Source organism: Pseudonocardia acidicola (assembly GCF_012911935.1).
Classification (GTDB): Bacteria; Actinomycetota; Actinomycetes; order Mycobacteriales; family Pseudonocardiaceae; genus Pseudonocardia; species Pseudonocardia acidicola.
This window is the reverse complement of record NZ_JAAXLA010000114.1, coordinates 1-15,428: the sequence shown is the minus strand read 5'-3', so window position 1 is coordinate 15,428 and position 15,428 is coordinate 1. Positions and strand designations below refer to the sequence as shown.

At 73.8% G+C, this 15,428-nt stretch carries 14 protein-coding genes and 2 pseudogenes; 7 read left to right on the top strand and 9 right to left on the bottom strand.

Annotation, left to right across the window (positions count from 1 at the left end):
• The 3 genes and pseudogenes from rocD to HF526_RS32650 all read right to left on the bottom strand — a co-directional run.
• On the bottom strand, nt 1-1,031 hold a 1,031-nt coding region (rocD, locus tag HF526_RS32660), incomplete at its 3' end, for an ornithine--oxo-acid transaminase (protein ID WP_169385519.1).
• Nucleotides 1,028-1,117, bottom strand: a pseudogene (locus HF526_RS37580) (amidinotransferase); the annotation flags it as partial. The pseudogene HF526_RS37580 and the gene rocD, both read right to left, overlap by 4 nt.
• A 333-nt stretch (nt 1,118-1,450) precedes the next feature.
• Entirely contained in the window at nt 1,451-1,906 is a 456-nt protein-coding gene (locus HF526_RS32650) for an Lrp/AsnC ligand binding domain-containing protein (protein WP_169385518.1), read from the bottom strand.
• 58 nt (nt 1,907-1,964) lie between these two features.
• Here HF526_RS32650 and HF526_RS32645 point away from each other — a divergent pair, with 58 nt between their 5' ends.
• On the top strand, nt 1,965-3,191 hold the full coding sequence (locus HF526_RS32645) for an arginine deiminase (RefSeq protein ID WP_169385517.1): 1,227 nt from the start codon (nt 1,965-1,967) through the stop codon (nt 3,189-3,191).
• A gap of 18 nt (nt 3,192-3,209) precedes the next feature.
• Here the strand turns inward: HF526_RS32645 and HF526_RS32640 are convergent, their stop codons facing one another.
• Together HF526_RS32640 and HF526_RS32635 are read right to left on the bottom strand one after the other, a co-directional pair.
• Nucleotides 3,210-4,583 carry a replication-associated recombination protein A gene (locus HF526_RS32640; protein ID WP_169385516.1) on the bottom strand — a complete coding sequence of 458 codons (1,374 nt, stop codon included), beginning with the start codon at nt 4,581-4,583 and terminating at the stop codon, nt 3,210-3,212.
• Between the two features lie 74 nt (nt 4,584-4,657).
• The gene (locus HF526_RS32635) at nt 4,658-5,446 is read right to left on the bottom strand and encodes a hypothetical protein (protein WP_169385515.1); all 789 of its coding nucleotides are present in this window, start codon (nt 5,444-5,446) and stop codon (nt 4,658-4,660) included.
• A 240-nt stretch (nt 5,447-5,686) separates the two neighbouring features.
• Between HF526_RS32635 and HF526_RS32630 the strand changes: the two genes are divergently transcribed.
• The 4 genes from HF526_RS32630 (at nt 5,687) to HF526_RS32615 (ending at nt 8,881) form a co-directional block, all read left to right on the top strand.
• Nucleotides 5,687-6,874, top strand: coding sequence for an aminotransferase class I/II-fold pyridoxal phosphate-dependent enzyme (locus tag HF526_RS32630; RefSeq protein ID WP_169385514.1), 1,188 nt, complete (start codon nt 5,687-5,689; stop codon nt 6,872-6,874).
• Nucleotides 6,875-6,883: 9 nt separating this feature from the next.
• Nucleotides 6,884-7,384 (top strand): Lrp/AsnC ligand binding domain-containing protein, encoded by a 501-nt coding sequence (locus HF526_RS32625; RefSeq protein WP_169385513.1) that lies wholly within the window; start codon nt 6,884-6,886, stop codon nt 7,382-7,384.
• An 11-nt stretch (nt 7,385-7,395) separates the two neighbouring features.
• Nucleotides 7,396-8,550: an aminotransferase class I/II-fold pyridoxal phosphate-dependent enzyme gene (locus tag HF526_RS32620; RefSeq protein ID WP_169385512.1), complete on the top strand. Its 1,155-nt coding sequence runs from the start codon at nt 7,396-7,398 to the stop codon at nt 8,548-8,550.
• Nucleotides 8,551-8,617: 67 nt separating this feature from the next.
• Entirely contained in the window at nt 8,618-8,881 is a 264-nt protein-coding gene (locus HF526_RS32615) for a hypothetical protein (protein WP_169385511.1), read from the top strand.
• A 3-nt stretch (nt 8,882-8,884) separates the two neighbouring features.
• On the opposite strand, the gene HF526_RS32610 is transcribed toward HF526_RS32615, so the two are convergent.
• The 4 genes from HF526_RS32610 to aspS form a co-directional block, all read right to left on the bottom strand.
• Complete coding sequence (locus HF526_RS32610; protein ID WP_338051913.1) at nt 8,885-9,718, bottom strand: SGNH/GDSL hydrolase family protein; 834 nt, start codon at nt 9,716-9,718, stop codon at nt 8,885-8,887.
• Nucleotides 9,719-9,873: 155 nt separating this feature from the next.
• Nucleotides 9,874-11,070: a hypothetical protein gene (locus HF526_RS32605; RefSeq protein WP_169385510.1), complete on the bottom strand. Its 1,197-nt coding sequence runs from the start codon at nt 11,068-11,070 to the stop codon at nt 9,874-9,876.
• An 11-nt stretch (nt 11,071-11,081) separates the two neighbouring features.
• Nucleotides 11,082-12,023, bottom strand: a complete 942-nt coding sequence (locus HF526_RS32600) for a DUF389 domain-containing protein (RefSeq protein WP_169385509.1) — start codon at nt 12,021-12,023, stop codon at nt 11,082-11,084.
• 8 nt (nt 12,024-12,031) lie between these two features.
• On the bottom strand, nt 12,032-13,825 hold the full coding sequence (gene aspS, locus HF526_RS32595) for an aspartate--tRNA ligase (RefSeq protein ID WP_169385508.1): 1,794 nt from the start codon (nt 13,823-13,825) through the stop codon (nt 12,032-12,034).
• Between the two features lie 224 nt (nt 13,826-14,049).
• On the opposite strand from aspS, the gene HF526_RS32590 reads away from it, so the two are divergent.
• Entirely contained in the window at nt 14,050-14,658 is a 609-nt protein-coding gene (locus HF526_RS32590) for a gluconokinase (protein ID WP_169385507.1), read from the top strand.
• A gap of 153 nt (nt 14,659-14,811) precedes the next feature.
• Nucleotides 14,812-15,237, top strand: a pseudogene (locus tag HF526_RS32585) (GntT/GntP/DsdX family permease); the annotation flags it as partial.
• Between the last annotated feature and the right edge of the window lie 191 nt (nt 15,238-15,428).

The window sequence follows — 15,428 nt, the reverse complement described above, 5'->3', positions numbered from 1 at the left end:
GCCCCCCGCACCGCCAGCACGCCCCGCCCGACCAGCCCGGCGAGCCGGTCGTGCAGCAGCTCGCCCAACGACCTGGCCCTCGCGAGCAACCCGGCGGCGTCGCCGTCGAGCAGGGCCACGACGGCCCGGCCGACCGCACAGGCCAGCGGGTTGCCGCCGAACGTGCTGCCGTGCTGCCCGGGGCGCAGCACCCCCAGCACGTCGGCGTCGGCGACCACCGCGGACAGTGGCGTGATACCGCCGCCCAGCGCCTTGCCGAGCAGATAGACGTCGGCATCGGTGCCCGCGGCGCGAGTGGCCAGCACGTGCCCGGTGCGCCCCAGCCCGGACTGCACCTCGTCGGCGACGAACAGCACGTCCGCTGCCGAACAGATCTCCCGGACCGCCGGCAGGTACCCGGCAGGCGGCACGACGACGCCGGCCTCGCCCTGGATCGGCTCGATCAGCACCGCGACGGTGTCGGGGGTGATCGCGGCGCGCAGCGCGTCGGCGTCGCCGTAGGGGACGACCGTGAAGCCCGGGGTGAACGGGCCGAACCCGCCGCGCGCCTGCGGGTCGGTGGAGAAGCTGACGATGCTGATCGTGCGGCCGTGGAACGCGCGCGCGGCGACGACGACCCGCGCCCGGTCCTCCCGGACGCCCTTGACCTCGTAGCCCCACTTGCGCGCGACCTTGAGCCCGGTCTCGACGGCCTCGGCGCCGGTGTTCATCGGCAGCACCATGTCCTTGCCGACGAGCTCGGCGAGCTCGGCGCAGAACGGCCCGAGCTGGTCGTTGCCGAACGCGCGGCTGGTCAGCGTGACCCGGTCCAGCTGCCGGTGCGCGGCGGCGAGCAGCGCCGGATGGCCGTGGCCGAAGTTCAGCGCCGAGTAGCCGGCGAGGCAGTCGAGGTAACGACGGCCCCCGACGTCGGTCACCCAGGCTCCGCCGGCCTCGGCGATGACGACCGGCAGCGGGTGGTAGTTGTGCGCGGAATGCTCGGCCATCAGGCGCTCGTGGCGCAGGGTCGGGTTCTCGGCGATGAGGGTCATGCGCGTACCTCCAGCGTGCAGCACTTGGGTCCGCCGCCGCCTCTGAGCAGCTCGGACAGGTCGACGGGGACGGGGTCGAAGCCGCGGCCGGACCGGCACGCCGGGGACCACCCAGGGGTTGGTCGAGTACTCGACGGCGAAGTACGCCGGCGGGCACATCAGGTAGTGCCGGCGGGTCGCGGTGCGCGCACCCCGGCGCGCGGGTTCCGGCGGGTCGGGGCAGGACGCTGGTCACGGGCTCGCTCCGTGGGTGGGGTGCGGGCGGCCGCGACGTCGGGGGCCCGGTCACGCTCTACGTTAAGAACGCGTAGACGAGGCGACAATCACGATCCGTTGCGGGCGGACGGCGATTCGTTGCGTGTTCGCCCGTCGTGACGGCGATTCGTTGTGTTCGTTGTCCCTGACCCCGCCCCTGCCGGTCAGCTGGGCAGCGGACCGGCCGCGCGCCGTAAGAGCGGCGACAAGACCAGCACCGACTTGGTCCGGGCCACGAACGGCTCCGCCCCGATCTGCTCGAGCACCCGCTCGAAGTGGCGCATGTCGGCGGCCAGGATGCGCAGCATCGCATCGGCGTCACCGGAGATCGTGCTGGCGTCGACGACCTCGGCGAACCGCGCCACCGCGGCGCGGATCACCTCCGGCGGGGTGCTCGACCGGCAGTACAACTCGACGTAGCCCTCGACGGTCCAGCCCAGCGCACCGGGGTCGAGCCGCACGGTGAACCCGGTGATCGCGCCGCCCTCGCGCAACCGGTCGACGCGGCGTTTCACCGCCGACGCCGTCAGCCCGACCTGCGCGCCCAGGTCGGCGTAGCTGCGCCGGGCGTCGTCCACCAGCAGCGCGACGATCTGCTCGTCCAACCGGTCCAGGCGCACCGGCCCATCACACCATCGACGCGCGACATCCGGTCCACCTCCGGCGCAGGATGGACGCATGGGCCCCTACCGGGTGGACTCCGAGGTCGGCCGGCTCCGCCAGGTGCTCCTGCACCGGCCGGGCCTGGAGTTGAAGCGGCTGACGCCGGGCAACAAGGACCGGCTGCTGTTCGACGACGTGCTGTGGGTGCAGCGCGCCCAGCAGGAGCACGACACGTTCGCCGCGGTGCTGCGCGAGCGCGGGGTCACGGTGCACCTGTTCGGCGACCTGCTGCGGCGCACCGTCGAGATCCCCGAGGCGAAGAAGTTCATCCTCGACCGGATCTTCGACGACCGCGTCTACGGCCCGCTCGCCATCGACGCACTGCGCAACGCCTTCGACGCGATGGACGACGACACGCTCACCGACCATCTGATCGCGGGCATCACCAAGCGCGAACTGCTGGCGCGCATCCCCGAACCCCGGTCGATCGTCATCCACGTGCTCGACCCCGACGACTTCGTCCTCGAGCCGCTGCCCAACCACCTCTACACGCGCGACACCTCGGCGTGGCTCTACGGCGGCGTCGCGATCAACAGCATGCGCAAGCGCGCCCGGATGCGCGAGACCGTGCACTACGAGGCGGTCTACCGGTGGCACCCGCTGTTCGCCGGGGCGGACTTCGCGGTGTGGTCGGAGGGCTCGGTGAACGGGCCGGCCACCACCGAGGGCGGCGACATGCTGGTGCTCGGCGACGGTGCGCTGCTGGTCGGGCTGAGCGAGCGCACCACCCCGCAGGGCGTCGAGCGGCTGGCGCAGCGGTTGTTCGCCGGCGGCGAGGTCGACCGGATCGTGGCCCTGCGGCTGCCGGAGACCCGCGCGCTGATGCACCTCGACACCGTGATGACCATGGTCGACCCGGGGACGTTCACCGAGTACGCGGGCCTGGGGATGCTGCCCGCGTACACGATCGAGCCGGGTGAGAGCGAGAAGGAGTTCACCTTCACCGACCACCCGCCCGAGCAGATGCACGCCGCGATCGCCGCCGCGCTCGGGCGGGACTCGATCCGGGTGCTCACGGCCGAGCAGGACGTCCACGCCGCCGAGCGCGAGCAGTGGGACGACGGCTGCAACGTGCTCGCCGTCGAACCGGGTGTGGTGATCGCCTACGAGCGCAACGTCACCACGAACACGCACCTGCGCCGCAACGGCGTCGAGGTGATCGAGATCCCGGGCGGCGAACTGGGCCGCGGCCGCGGCGGCCCACGGTGCATGAGCTGCCCCCTCGTCCGCGACCCCGTCTGATCGCTCCCCGGCCAGGGGTCAGGGGCGCTCGCCGCGCACCGCCCGGCGCAGCTTCGGCAGCCGCTCGGACAGGGTCCGCTCCGCGCCGTGGGCGGTGGGCCGGTAGTAGTCCCGCCCGACGAGCGCGTCGGGCGGGTACTGCTGGGCCAGCACCCCCTCGGCGGCGTTGTGCGGGTAGCGGTAGCCGACGGCGTTGCCGAGCTTCTGCGCTCCGGCGTAGTGCCCGTCGCGCAGGTGCGGCGGCACCGCGCCGACGGCCCCGGCCCGCACGTCGGCCATCGCCTCGTCGATCCCGACGATCACCGCGTTCGACTTGGGTGCGGTGGCCAGGTGCACGGTGGCCTGGGCCAGCGCGATCCGGGCCTCGGGCATCCCGACCAGCTGCACCACCTGCGCGGCGGCCACCGCGGCCTGCAGCGCCGTCGGGTCGGCGAGCCCGATGTCCTCGCTCGCGTGCACCATCAGCCGGCGCGCGATGAACCGCGGGTCCTCCCCCGCGACGATCATCCGGGCCAGATAGTGCAGCGCGGCGTCCGGGTCGGAGCCGCGGATGGACTTGATGAACGCGCTGATCACGTCGTAGTGCTGGTCGCCGGCCCGGTCGTAGCGCACCGCGACCTCGGTGACGGCCCGTTCGACGGCGGCCACGTCGATCGTCGCGGAGCCGTCGGAGAGTGCGCCGTCGGCCGCGGCCTCCAGCGCGGTGAGCGCGCGGCGGGCGTCGCCGGCGGCGAGCCGCACCAGGGTGCCCTCACCCTCCGGGGTCAGCTCGACCGTGCCGTTCAGCCCGCGCTGGTCGGCGACCGCGCGGCGCAGCAGTTCGCGCAGCTCATCCTCGTCGAGGGACTGCAGCTGCAGTACCAGTGACCGCGACAGCAGCGGCGCCACGACGGAGAACGAGGGGTTCTCGGTGGTCGCGGCGACGAGCAGCACCAGCCGGTCCTCGACCGCGCCGAGCAGCGCGTCCTGCTGGGTCTTGGAGAACCGGTGCACCTCGTCGATGAACAGCACCGTCGGCCGGCCGTGCCGGTCGAGCCGGCGGCGCGCGTCCTCGATCACCGCGCGGAGCTCCTTGACCCCGGCCGAGAGCGCCGACAGCGCGACGAAGTGCCGGTTGCCGCCGCCGGCGCCGGCCATCAGCCGGGCCAGGGTGGTCTTCCCGGTTCCGGGCGGGCCGTAGAGCAGGACCGAGGCCGGCGCGCCGCCCTCGACGAGGCGGCGCAGCGGGGCGCCGGGGCGCAGCAGGTGCTTCTGCCCGACGACCTCGTCGAGCGAACGCGGCCGCATCCGCACCGCGAGCGGCGCGGTGGCGGTGGGCCGGTCGTCGGCGGGGGCCTGCGCGGGTTCGTCGACGACGCCGAGGTCGAACAGGCTGTCGGAATCGGGGTGCATCGAGCTCCAGCCTGCCATCGGACACCGACATCTCCGGAACCGCCCACGACCGGGGCATCAGGCGGGACGGGTGCTCAGCGCTCCAGCTCGGCCGCGAGCCACCCGCTGCTCACCGACGGGTTCTCGTGGAACCGCAGTTCGGCGTAGGTCACGACGGCGACCCCGACCGACACCAGGGAGACCGGGAGCATGAGCAGTCCGGTGAGCAGCCGCTCGGCCAAGCCGCCCGGCTCGGTGAAGATCGAGACGATCACGCCGACCGCGATCGAGTAGGCGAACGCCATCACGGCGATGACGAGCAACCGGCCCGCGGTGGGCAGGAAGCGGCGGTTCACCAGGGTGAAGGCGCGGTCGATCGAGCCGCGTTCGACGATGACGACGCCGGTGAGGGCGGCGGCGAACACGATCGTGCAGTAGATCCCCGGCAGGATCAGCAGCACGTAGCCGACGATCGCGATCAGGCCCGCGAGCAGCCCCCAGCCGAGCAGCGGCAGCGCCCGGCCGGCGGCGAACCGCAGCGCGTCCGAGGCGGGCACCGGCCGCCCGACGGCGTCGCGGATCGCGACGAAGACCGAGGCCCCCTGGGCGAACAGCGCGAACACGATCGCGATCAGGCCCCCGGCCAGCCCGGCGCCGACCGCGTCGGCGGGGGCGGGCGGCGCGCCGCCGAGCACGACCCACTCGGCGGCCCCGCTGAGCAGCAGCCCGGGCAACGCGGCCACCACCTGGACGACCACCAGCGGCTGCCAGCTCCGGCGGACCACGCCGAGCACCTTGGACATCCACTGGTCGAAGCCGAGCGGGACCAGCGGATCGGCCGACGCCGGGTGGTCGTAGCTGCCGGTCGGGGGATACATCGCCATGGGCCGGGACCCTAGCGGTACTGGTCAGCGCCATGATCAACCATTCGGGCCCGCTCGTGGCCAGTCCAGCATCTGGGAACTCAGTTCCGCATTGCAGGAACGTGCGGCACCATCGACGCACGGCGCCGCCCACCCCGGCCACGCCGCTGTCGTCTCGCCCGTCGATCCGCAGGCGAGTTCCGGCGACCGCCACCACCGCGCCGCCGTCCTGCCGACCGACGATCGAGAGCGAGCCCCGCCGTGCCCGCGTCCCCCGCCGCACCACCCTTCCTGCCGTCCCGGCGCCTGCGCGACGTGCGCGGATCCGCGATCCGCGACCTGCTCACCCTCACCGCCCGCGACGACGTGCTCAGCCTGGCCGGTGGGCTGCCGGCCGCCGACCAGTTGCCCCGCGAGCGCATCGCGGTGGCCGCCGAGCGCGCGCTGCGGGCAGCGGGGTCGGTGCAGTACGGCGAGACGGCCGGGTTGGCCGGGCTGCGCGAGGTCGTCGCCGCGCACGAGTCCGGCCGGCTGCGCCGCCCGGTCACCCCGGCCGAGGTGGTGATCACGAGCGGCTCCCAGCAGGCCCTGGACCTGCTCGCCCGCGCGGTGCTCGACCCGGGCGACGCGGTCGTCGTCGAGGACCCGGCCTACGTCGGTGCGCTGCAGGTCTTCCAGGCCGCCGGCGCCGTCCTGCACCCGGTCCCGGTCGACGCCGGCGGGATGGACGTCGACGCGCTCGCCGCGCTGCTGGCCGGTGGCCTGCGGCCGAAGCTCGTGCACACCGTGAGCAGCTTCCACAACCCGCGCGGGGTCACGCTCGCCCAGGACCGCCGCCGGCGGCTCGCCGCGCTCGCCGAGACCTACGGCTTCCTGGTCGTGGAGGACGACCCGTACGGCCTGCTCGCCTTCGACGGCCGCCCGCCGCTGCCGGTGGCCGCGCACGGCGCGCAGGTGGTGCGGCTCGGCAGCGTGTCGAAGATCCTGGCGCCGGCCCTGCGGGTGGGCTGGCTGCTGGGGCCGGGTGCGGTGTGCGCGGCGGTCGAGCGTCTCAAGCAGTGCACCGACCTGTGCGGCTCCACACTCACCCAGACGATCGCGGCCGACCTGCTCGCCGACCACGACTGGCTGGCCGGGCACCTCGACAGGCTGCGGGCGGCGAACCGCTCGCGGGCCGCGGCGTTCACCGCGGCCGTCGACGAGGTGTTCGGCTCCGCGGTGACCCGCTCCACCCCGGCCGGGGGGATGTTCTGCTGGCTGGAGTTCCCCGACGGCACCGACACCGACGCGCTGCTCCCCCGCGCGGTCGCCCACGGTGTCGCGTTCGTCCCCGGCAGCGCGTTCGCGGTGGGGCCGCCGCGCGGCTCGGCGCTGCGCTGCTGCTTCGTGTCCTACCCCGAAGAGGTGCTCCGTGACGCCGTGCGCCGCCTCGCCGCGGCGGCGTCGTAGGGTCGGTACGTGCGGGAAATCCTCGAGTTGCTGGAGCGCGACGCCCACCTGTCCCACGACACCATCGCGACCATGACCGGGCTGCCGGTCGCAGAGGTCACGGCGCAGATCGCGGCGTGGGAGGCGTCCGGGGTGATCCGCCGCTACAAGGCGGTGGTGGACTGGGACGCGTTCGAGGGCGCCGCGGGCGAAGGCGGCCAGGACAGCGTCACCGCGTTCATCGACGTCTCCGTGGCACCGGCCCGCGGGGTCGGGTTCGACGACGTCGCCACCCGGATCTCCCGGTTCGACGAGGTCCGTAGCGTCTACCTCGTCTCCGGCAGCCACGACCTGCGCTGCACCGTCACCGGTCGCACCATCCGCGCGGTGTCGGACTTCGTCAGCCAGAAGCTGTCCACGATCGACCGCGTGCAGTCCACCGCCACCCACTTCGTGCTCAAGACCCACAAGCGCGACGGCGACACCTTCGCCGAGCCCGACCCGGACCACCGCCTGCCGGTGACCCCCTGAGGAGCACGTACGTGAAGCCGCTCAACGAGGTCATCGCCGCCTGCCCGCCGTCGGGCATCCGCCGGTTCTTCGACATCGCCGCGGAGATGGACGACGTCATCTCCCTCGGGGTCGGGGAGCCCGATTTCGTCACGCCGTGGCGCATCCGGGAGGCCGGGATCTACGCCCTCGAACACGGGTACACCACCTACACGTCCAACGCGGGCCTGCCCGAGCTGCGCCGGCTCATCTGCGGCGACCTGGCCCGGCGCTACGACGCGCACTACGCGTGGGACTCGGAGTGCCTGATCACCACCGGTGTCTCCGAGGGTCTCGACCTCACCTTGCGGGTGCTGCTCAACCCCGGCGACGAGGTGATCGTCCCGGAGCCCTGCTACGTCGCCTACGAGCCGTGCGTGGCGTTCGCCGGTGGCACCCCGGTGCGGGTCCCGACCCGCTGGGAGGACGGCTTCGCCGTCGACGCCGGCGTGGTCGCCGCGGCGATCACGCCGCGGACCAAGGCGATTCTCATCGGCTCGCCGGCCAACCCGACCGGCGCCGTGCAGCCGCGGGCGGCGCTGGAGGCGCTGGTCCGGCTCGCCGAGCAGCACGACCTCTACCTGATCTCCGACGAGATCTACGACCGGCTCACCTACACCGGCACCCACACCTGCCTGGGCGCCCTGCCCGGGGCCCGCGAGCGCACCGTCGTGCTGGGCGGGTTCTCCAAGGCACAGGCCATGACCGGGTGGCGGGTGGGCTGGATCTGCGCGCCGGCGCACGTCGCCGAGCTGTGTGTGCGGGTGCACCAGTACACGATGCTGTGCGCGCCGCACGTCTCCCAGATGGCGGCGGTCGAGGCGCTGAGTTCCGCCGAGGGCGACGTCGCCGAGATGGTCGCCGACTACGACCGCCGCCGCCGGGTCTTCGTCAAGGGGCTGCGCGAGATCGGCCTGGACTGCCCGGAACCCGGCGGCGCGTTCTACGCGTTCCCGAGCATCCGGTCCTCCGGGCTGGACTCCGAGACCTTCGCCGAGCGGCTGCTCAAGGCCGAGAGCGTGGCCGTGGTCCCGGGCAGCGTGTTCGGGCCGTCCGGGGAAGGACACATCCGGTGCTCCTACGCGACGGCGCTGCCGTTGCTGGAGGAGGCGCTCACCCGGATGGACCGGTTCCTCCGTTCGCTGTAGGCCCGGCCAGGAGTTCCCACGAACGCAACACCGGAGGGCGCGGCGTTCACGAGGGCGTAAGACGACCGTGCCAGCGTCTGCGTACATCGACATCGCGAAACAGTCGCCCTGCCCGTTCTGTGCCCGCCCCCGGACCGCGGCCGACATCCGCGGCCTGGGCTGGAGCAGCCGGCACACGCCCGACGGACGGGTCAGCTGGATCTGTGGGCCGTGCACCCGCTCCCACCTCGAACTGATCGAGACGCTGCTGCCGCTGCCCGCGGCGGCGCCCGCCGTGGTGCAGGCGGCCGCGGTCCGGGCCGCGGCGGGGCCGAACGCGTCGGCCGCCTGAGGCCTAGCCGGAGGCCGGGGTCCCGCGCACGAGCTCGGTCACCAGCCCCTCCAGGATCACCGGGCCGAGGTCGCGACCGCGGCGGACCAGCCACGGCACGCCCTTGACGATCAGCCAGGCGGCCCGGTCCGCCGCGCTCACCTGGCGTCCGCCCGAGCACTGCAGGCTCACCGGCTGCGGCACCGCGAAGCCGGCGCCGGCCAGCAGGGTAGCGAACCCGGCGGCGAGCATCCGGTGCCCCCGCTCCGAGGGGTGCAGCCGGTCCACACTCCACGTCGCACGCTCGTAGCCACCCGGGATCAGGTGCAGGTCGAGCACCCCGATGCCGTGCGGGTCCCCGGCGGCGATCACGTCGGTCACGGTGTTGAGCGCGTCGATCCGCCGGCGCAGCGCGCGCCGCAGCGGGGCCGGCAGCCAGAACACCCGGGTGTGGTCGTGAAAGCGCAACATCAGCACGTGCGCGCCGGCCGCGCGCAGGGCGCTCACCGTCGCCGCGCAGTCCCCGCGCAGCACCACCGGGTCGAAGTCCGAGCGCAGGGTGTCGTTCATGCCGACGCACAGCACCGCGACCTCCGGGTGCGCTGCGAGTGCACCGGGCAGTTGCTCGCGGCGGACACACGCCATCCGGGCCCCGCTGCGGGACAGGTTGGTGAGCGCGACCTCGGCGGGGCCGCCCAGGGCGTCGCGGAGCAGGGACGGGAAGCCGCGCCAGCCACCGCCGGGCAGCGGGTCGCCGAGGCCGACCGTGGTGGAGTCGCCCAGGGTGACCAGGGCCCGGACCCGGCGGGCGTCCGAGGAGCGCGACGGTGACGTGGGCGGGATCATCTGCACGGTCACGGCGATCACCATCACCCATCCGGGCTCACCGCCGGTGTGCGGCGGATGACGGGCCGCGGGCAGCTCGGGGAACGTCCGGTGTGCCCGTCCCCGGTCAGCAGCCGCGACGCGGTGTCCGGGCCGCCCGAACCACGAGGCCGCGGGTCGCGTGCCGGTCAGACGGCGCTGCGGAAGGCCGGGTAGAGCGGCAGCGCCGGCGGCGCGTCGGGGAAGCGCTCGTGCAGTGCCGCCGTCACCGTCTCGGCGAGCTCGACCGTGGCGTCCAGGCCCTTGGCAGCGGCTGCCGCCTGGCCGAGCCGGCGCCAGTAGTCGGCGAGCGCGGAGCTGATCCGTGGGGAACGACCGGCATCGGGGCCGACGGGGGTGTCGCGGACCTGGACCCGGGGCAGCAGCCACCAGGTGCACAGCCACACCCACAGCAGCTGCGCGTCGAGCAGCCTGCGGTTCAGCCGCGCCGGGTCGTCGAGATCCGGCCACACCGCCGCGATCTCGTCGCGCCAGGCCTCCAGCATCGCCTCGGACATCCCGTCGGGCAGCGCGAAGCTCGCCTCGCAACCGGGGAACGGCACCCGGAAGTACGCAGCGTCCAGGGACACGTCACGGAAGCAGCCCCACTCGAAGTCGACGAACCGCACCCCGCGGCTGGTCACGAGGTTGTTGTCCGGGCAGGTGTCGGACGGGCTGAACGCGCGGTAGCGGGTGCCACCCAGCAACCGGGCCGTGTGGTGGGCCTGGTGGCTCGCCGCCGCCGACACCCGCACCCCGAGCACGCCGTCCAGCAGCTCGGGCAGCCCGGCCAGCGCGGCCCGGGCGTCCTCGGCCACCGGGTCCCGCCAGGCGCGCTCACCGAGCCGGCGCAGCAGCGCCCCGAAGTCGTTCTCCCGACCGGCCGTGGCGGCTTGCATCCGGCCGAGCGCGCGGGCCCAGCCAAGCAGGCAGCGCTGCGCGGCCGCCGGGTCGGCGCCGAACAGCTTGTCGGCCAGCGTCGAGCTGCGCCCGAGGTCCTCGAGCACCAGCAGCCGGGCCTCCGGATCGTGCGCGATGATCACCGGGCTGGGCCGGACCTCGGTCGGGAGCGCGGTGAACAGCTGGCAGCTGGCCACCTCGTAGTGGAACGGGTCCGGCCGGTCCAGCTCCGGCTCGGCGATGTAGTGCTTGACGACCAGCGTGCGCGGCAGCGAGAACGGGTTGCGCGCCACCCGGGCGCGGGCCACCACGGACCGTTCGCTGCCGCCCAGGTCCTCCGGATCGGCGAGCACGACAGTGGCGCCGAGGCGCCGGGCGAGAAGACGCTCGGCGGCAGCCAGCGCAGCGAGCACCGGCCTGGGGAAATCGGCCAGGTCGCGAACCATCGGCGACGACCTTACCCGGCGGAGAGCCGCCGGCCCCGGTCCCACCGATGCCGGGAGCGCCGGGCCAGCATCAGCACCACCGCGGCCGCGATGACGATGCCCGCCAGGTTCACCAGCAACTGCAGCGCCGACCGGCCCGCCTCGACGTAGCGCCCCTCGACCAGCGCCACCGACGCGAACGCCGCCGCCGGGACGGTGGTCACCGAGATGAACACCCCGACCAGCGACGCCGACTTCGCCGAGCTCAGCGCCAGCATCCCGGCCGCTCCGGCGAGCAGCGCGACGATCAGCGAGAACGGTCCGACATCGTAGATGAAGTCGACCTGGTCCAGCGCGTCCAGGGTGGACGTGGAGAGCAGGCCCATGGCGTCGAACAGCAGCGCCGCTCCCGCGGTGACGAGCATCGCGGCCGGGAAACCGATGCCGAGGGCCAGCCCGCCGCGGCGCACCAGGTCGCCGCGGCGCAGCACCAGGCCGACCGCGACCGCCGCCAGCGGCCCGAACTCCGGGCCCAGCACCATCGCCCCGACCACGGTCACCGGGGAGTCGGTGATCGCACCGATCGCCGCCAGCAGGCACGCGATCGTCAGGAACACCTGGTAGCTGATCGAGAGCCGGGACTCCTCGCCGGTGCGGGCCACCACCTCGTCCCAGATGACGGCGTCGCCGCCGTCCCCGGGCGCCTCCTCCTCGGCCGCGTCGGCGGCGTCGGACAGCGTCGTGTCGATCGCCTCGAGGGTGATCCCGCCGTCGTGATCGACGCCGAGCGCGGTGAGAGCCGCCAGCACGTCGTCGGTGGCCTCCCGGGCGACGTCGGCCTCGACCACGTCGCCCGGCGGGCGCACCGCGACCCCCGGCAGCACGGTGACGTGCGTGGCGCCGGGCTGGTCGAGCAGCAGATCGCGGACGGCGGCGGTGCGCGCGGGCGGGCAGATCACCCGCAGGTGCAGCACCGCCCCCCTCAGCTCTGCTCGGCGGGCTTCTCCGCGGCGGGCGGCTGCGGCTTCGGCGGCTTGGCGTCGACACCGGCCTCACGGCGCTGCTCGAGGGTGATCGGAGCCGGTGCCTGGGTCAGCGGATCGAACCCGCCACCGGTCTTCGGGAACGCGATCACCTCGCGCAGCGAGTCGGCCCCGGCCAGCAGCATGGTGATCCGGTCCCAGCCGAACGCGATGCCGCCGTGCGGCGGCGGGCCGTACTGGAAGGCATCGAGCAGGAAGCCGAACTTCTCCCGCTGCTCCGCCTCGTCCATGCCGAGCAGGTCGAACACCCGCTGCTGCACGTCGGAGCGGTGGATACGGATCGAGCCGCCGCCGATCTCGTTGCCGTTGACCACGATGTCGTAGGCGTGGGCCAGCGCCTGGTCCGGCGCCTCCTCGAAGCGCTCGATCCACTCGTCGTTCGGTGCGGTGAACGGGTGGTGGACCGAGGTCCAGCCGATCTCGTTGCCGTTGTCGTCGCGGACTCGCTCGAACATCGGCGCGTCGACGACCCAGACGAAGGCCCACGCGTCATCGTCGATGAGCCCGGCCCGCCGGGCGATCTCGACGCGGGCGGCACCGAGCAGCGCCCGGGCATCGGCCGGGTGGCCGGCGGCGAAGAAGACCGCGTCGCCGGGCTCTGCCCCGACGGCCTTGGCCAGCCCGTCACGCTCGCTGTCGGAGAGGTTCTTGGCGACCGGGCCGCCCAGCTCGCCCTCCTCGCCGACCGTCACGTAGGCCAGGCCGCGGGCGCCGCGCTGGCGGGCCCATTCCTGCCACGCGTCGAACTGCCGGCGCGACTGGGCGGCCCCGCCCGGCATCACGACGGCACCGACGTAGGGCGCCTGGAAGACCCGGAACGACGTCTCGGCGAAGTAGTCGGTGAGCTCGGTGAGCTCGAGGCCGAACCGCAGGTCCGGCTTGTCGGTGCCGTAGCGCGCCATCGCCTCGGCGTAGGTCATCCGCGGGATCGGGCGCGGGATCTCGTAGCCGGCCAGGTCGCGCCACAGCGCGGCCATGATCTCCTCGGCCAGCTCGATCACGTCTTCCTGGCTGACGAAGCTCATCTCGATGTCGAGCTGGGTGAACTCCGGCTGCCGGTCGGCGCGGAAGTCCTCGTCGCGGTAGCAGCGGGCGATCTGGTAGTACCGCTCGGTCCCGGCCACCATGAGCAGCTGCTTGAACAGCTGGGGGCTCTGCGGCAGCGCGTACCAGGAGCCCGGGCGCAGCCGGGCGGGGACCAGGAAGTCGCGGGCGCCCTCGGGGGTGGAGCGGGTCAGCGTCGGGGTCTCCACCTCGACGAAGTCGCGCTCGTGCAGCACGTTGCGGGCGATCCGGTTGGCCTCGCTGCGCAGCCGCAGCGCCTTGGCCGGGCCGGAGCGGCGCAGGTCCAGGTAGCGGTGCCGGAGCCGGATCTCCTCGCCGATCTCGGTGTGCTCGTCGAGCGGGAACGGCAGCGGCGCGGACTCCGACAGGACGGTGAGCGCGGTGGCCAGGACCTCGATCTCGCCGGTCGGCAGGTCCGGGTTCTCGTTCCCGGCCGGGCGCCGGGTGACCTCCCCGGTGACCTGGACGACGAACTCGGACCGCAGCCGGTGCGCCTGCTCGGCCATCTCGCCCTCGCGGAACACCACCTGGGCCGAGCCCGAGGCGTCCCGCAGGTCGATGAAGATCACGCCACCGTGATCGCGGCGTCGGGCCACCCACCCGGCGAGGGTCACGGTCTGTCCGGCGTTGTCGGCACGCAGGGTGCCGGCGGAGTGGGTGCGCATCACAGGAAAAAGGCTATCCGGGCGCCTCCGAGCGCCGGCCAGCAGGTTTCCGCTCATCAGTGCAGTGCTGCCGATGACGCGCCGGTGTCAGAGCAGACCGAGCTGCTCCCCGGCCGCCGCGGTGATCTGCGGGAGGTCGCCCGCCAGCACCGTGCCCTTGGTGAGCAGCGAGAACGGGGTGCCGGAGCGGGCGAGCGTTCGAGGCCGGGTTCGGCCATGCTGCAGCCATGGCGAGCAGTGCGAATACCGGGGACGCGGCGGGCCCCGCAGGCTCGTCCCCCGAGTCGTGCACGCGGCCCGGCGACGAGGGCACCACCACCCTCGTCGTGATGGGCGTGTCCGGGTCCGGGAAGTCGACAGTGGCCGACGAGCTCGTGCGGCGGACCGGCTGGCCGTTCGTCGAGGGCGACGACCTGCACCCGGAGGCCAACCGGCAGAAGATGGCCGGCGGGCACCCGCTCGACGACGAGGACCGCTGGCCGTGGCTGCGCCGCATCGCCGGCTGGATCGGCGAGCAGGAGGCCGCGGGCCGCAATGCCGTGGTGACGTGCTCGGCGTTGAAACGCCGCTATCGCGACCTGCTGTGCGACGGGCACCCGTCGGTCCGGTTCGTGCAGCTGACGGCCGACCCGGACCTGCTGGCGGCGCGACTGGAGGCCCGCGAGGGCCATTACATGCCGGCCTCCCTGCTCGGCAGCCAGCTCGACACCCTGCAGCCGCTGCAGGCCGACGAGCCCGGCATCGTCGTCGCATCCGACCGCGACCCCCGCGTGGTCGCCGACCACGTCATGGACCGGCTGCGCCCGCCACCCGGCACCGCCGAGGGTGCCCGGTGATCACGGCCGCCGTCACTCCCGTGCCGGCCGCGGCACCACCGGCGTTCACCCCCCGGGCGCAGCGTCCAGGGACATCGCCCCCGCCGGCGCGTGGGCCTGGCCGCGGCGGTCACGGTCGTGCTGACGCCGGTCGTGCCGATGCTGGTGGCCGTGATCGCCGGGATCCTGCTCGTCGTCGGCGCGGGCGGCGGGTTCGTGCAGATCCTCGTCGACGCAGGCGTCGGTGATCTCGTCGGCCGCTACGCCGGGGCCGCCGCGCTGTCGCCGTTGCTCCTGGGCCGGCTGGTCGCGGTCGGCATCCGGGTGGCCACCGGGTCGGCCACCGTCGCCAGCATCACGGCGGCCGGCATCGTCGCGCCGCTGGCCGCCGGACTCGAGGCGCCGGCCGTCGCACTGCTCGCGCTGGCCCTCGGGGCCGGCTCGCTGTACTTCTCGCACGTCAACGACGCGGGCTTCTGGCTGGTCAAGGAGTACTTCGGGCTCTCCGTCGGGCAGACGATCACGAGCTGGTCGCTGATGGAGACGATCATCTCGGTGATGGCGCTGCTGCTCGTGCTGCTGCTGTCCCGGTTCGTCTGACCGGTGCACGCCCGTTCGGGTGCACTCGGCGCAGCCGCCCGGCGCGCGGTTGGCAGGATGCGACGGTGCCTCCGAATGAGCCGATCGGCCGGGCCGATCCCGGCGGCCGCTCCGACGCCGGACGGCACCGGCACCGCCGGCATGCCGCCGGCCCGCCCCCGGATCAGCGGATCTCCGGGCAGCCCCGGCCC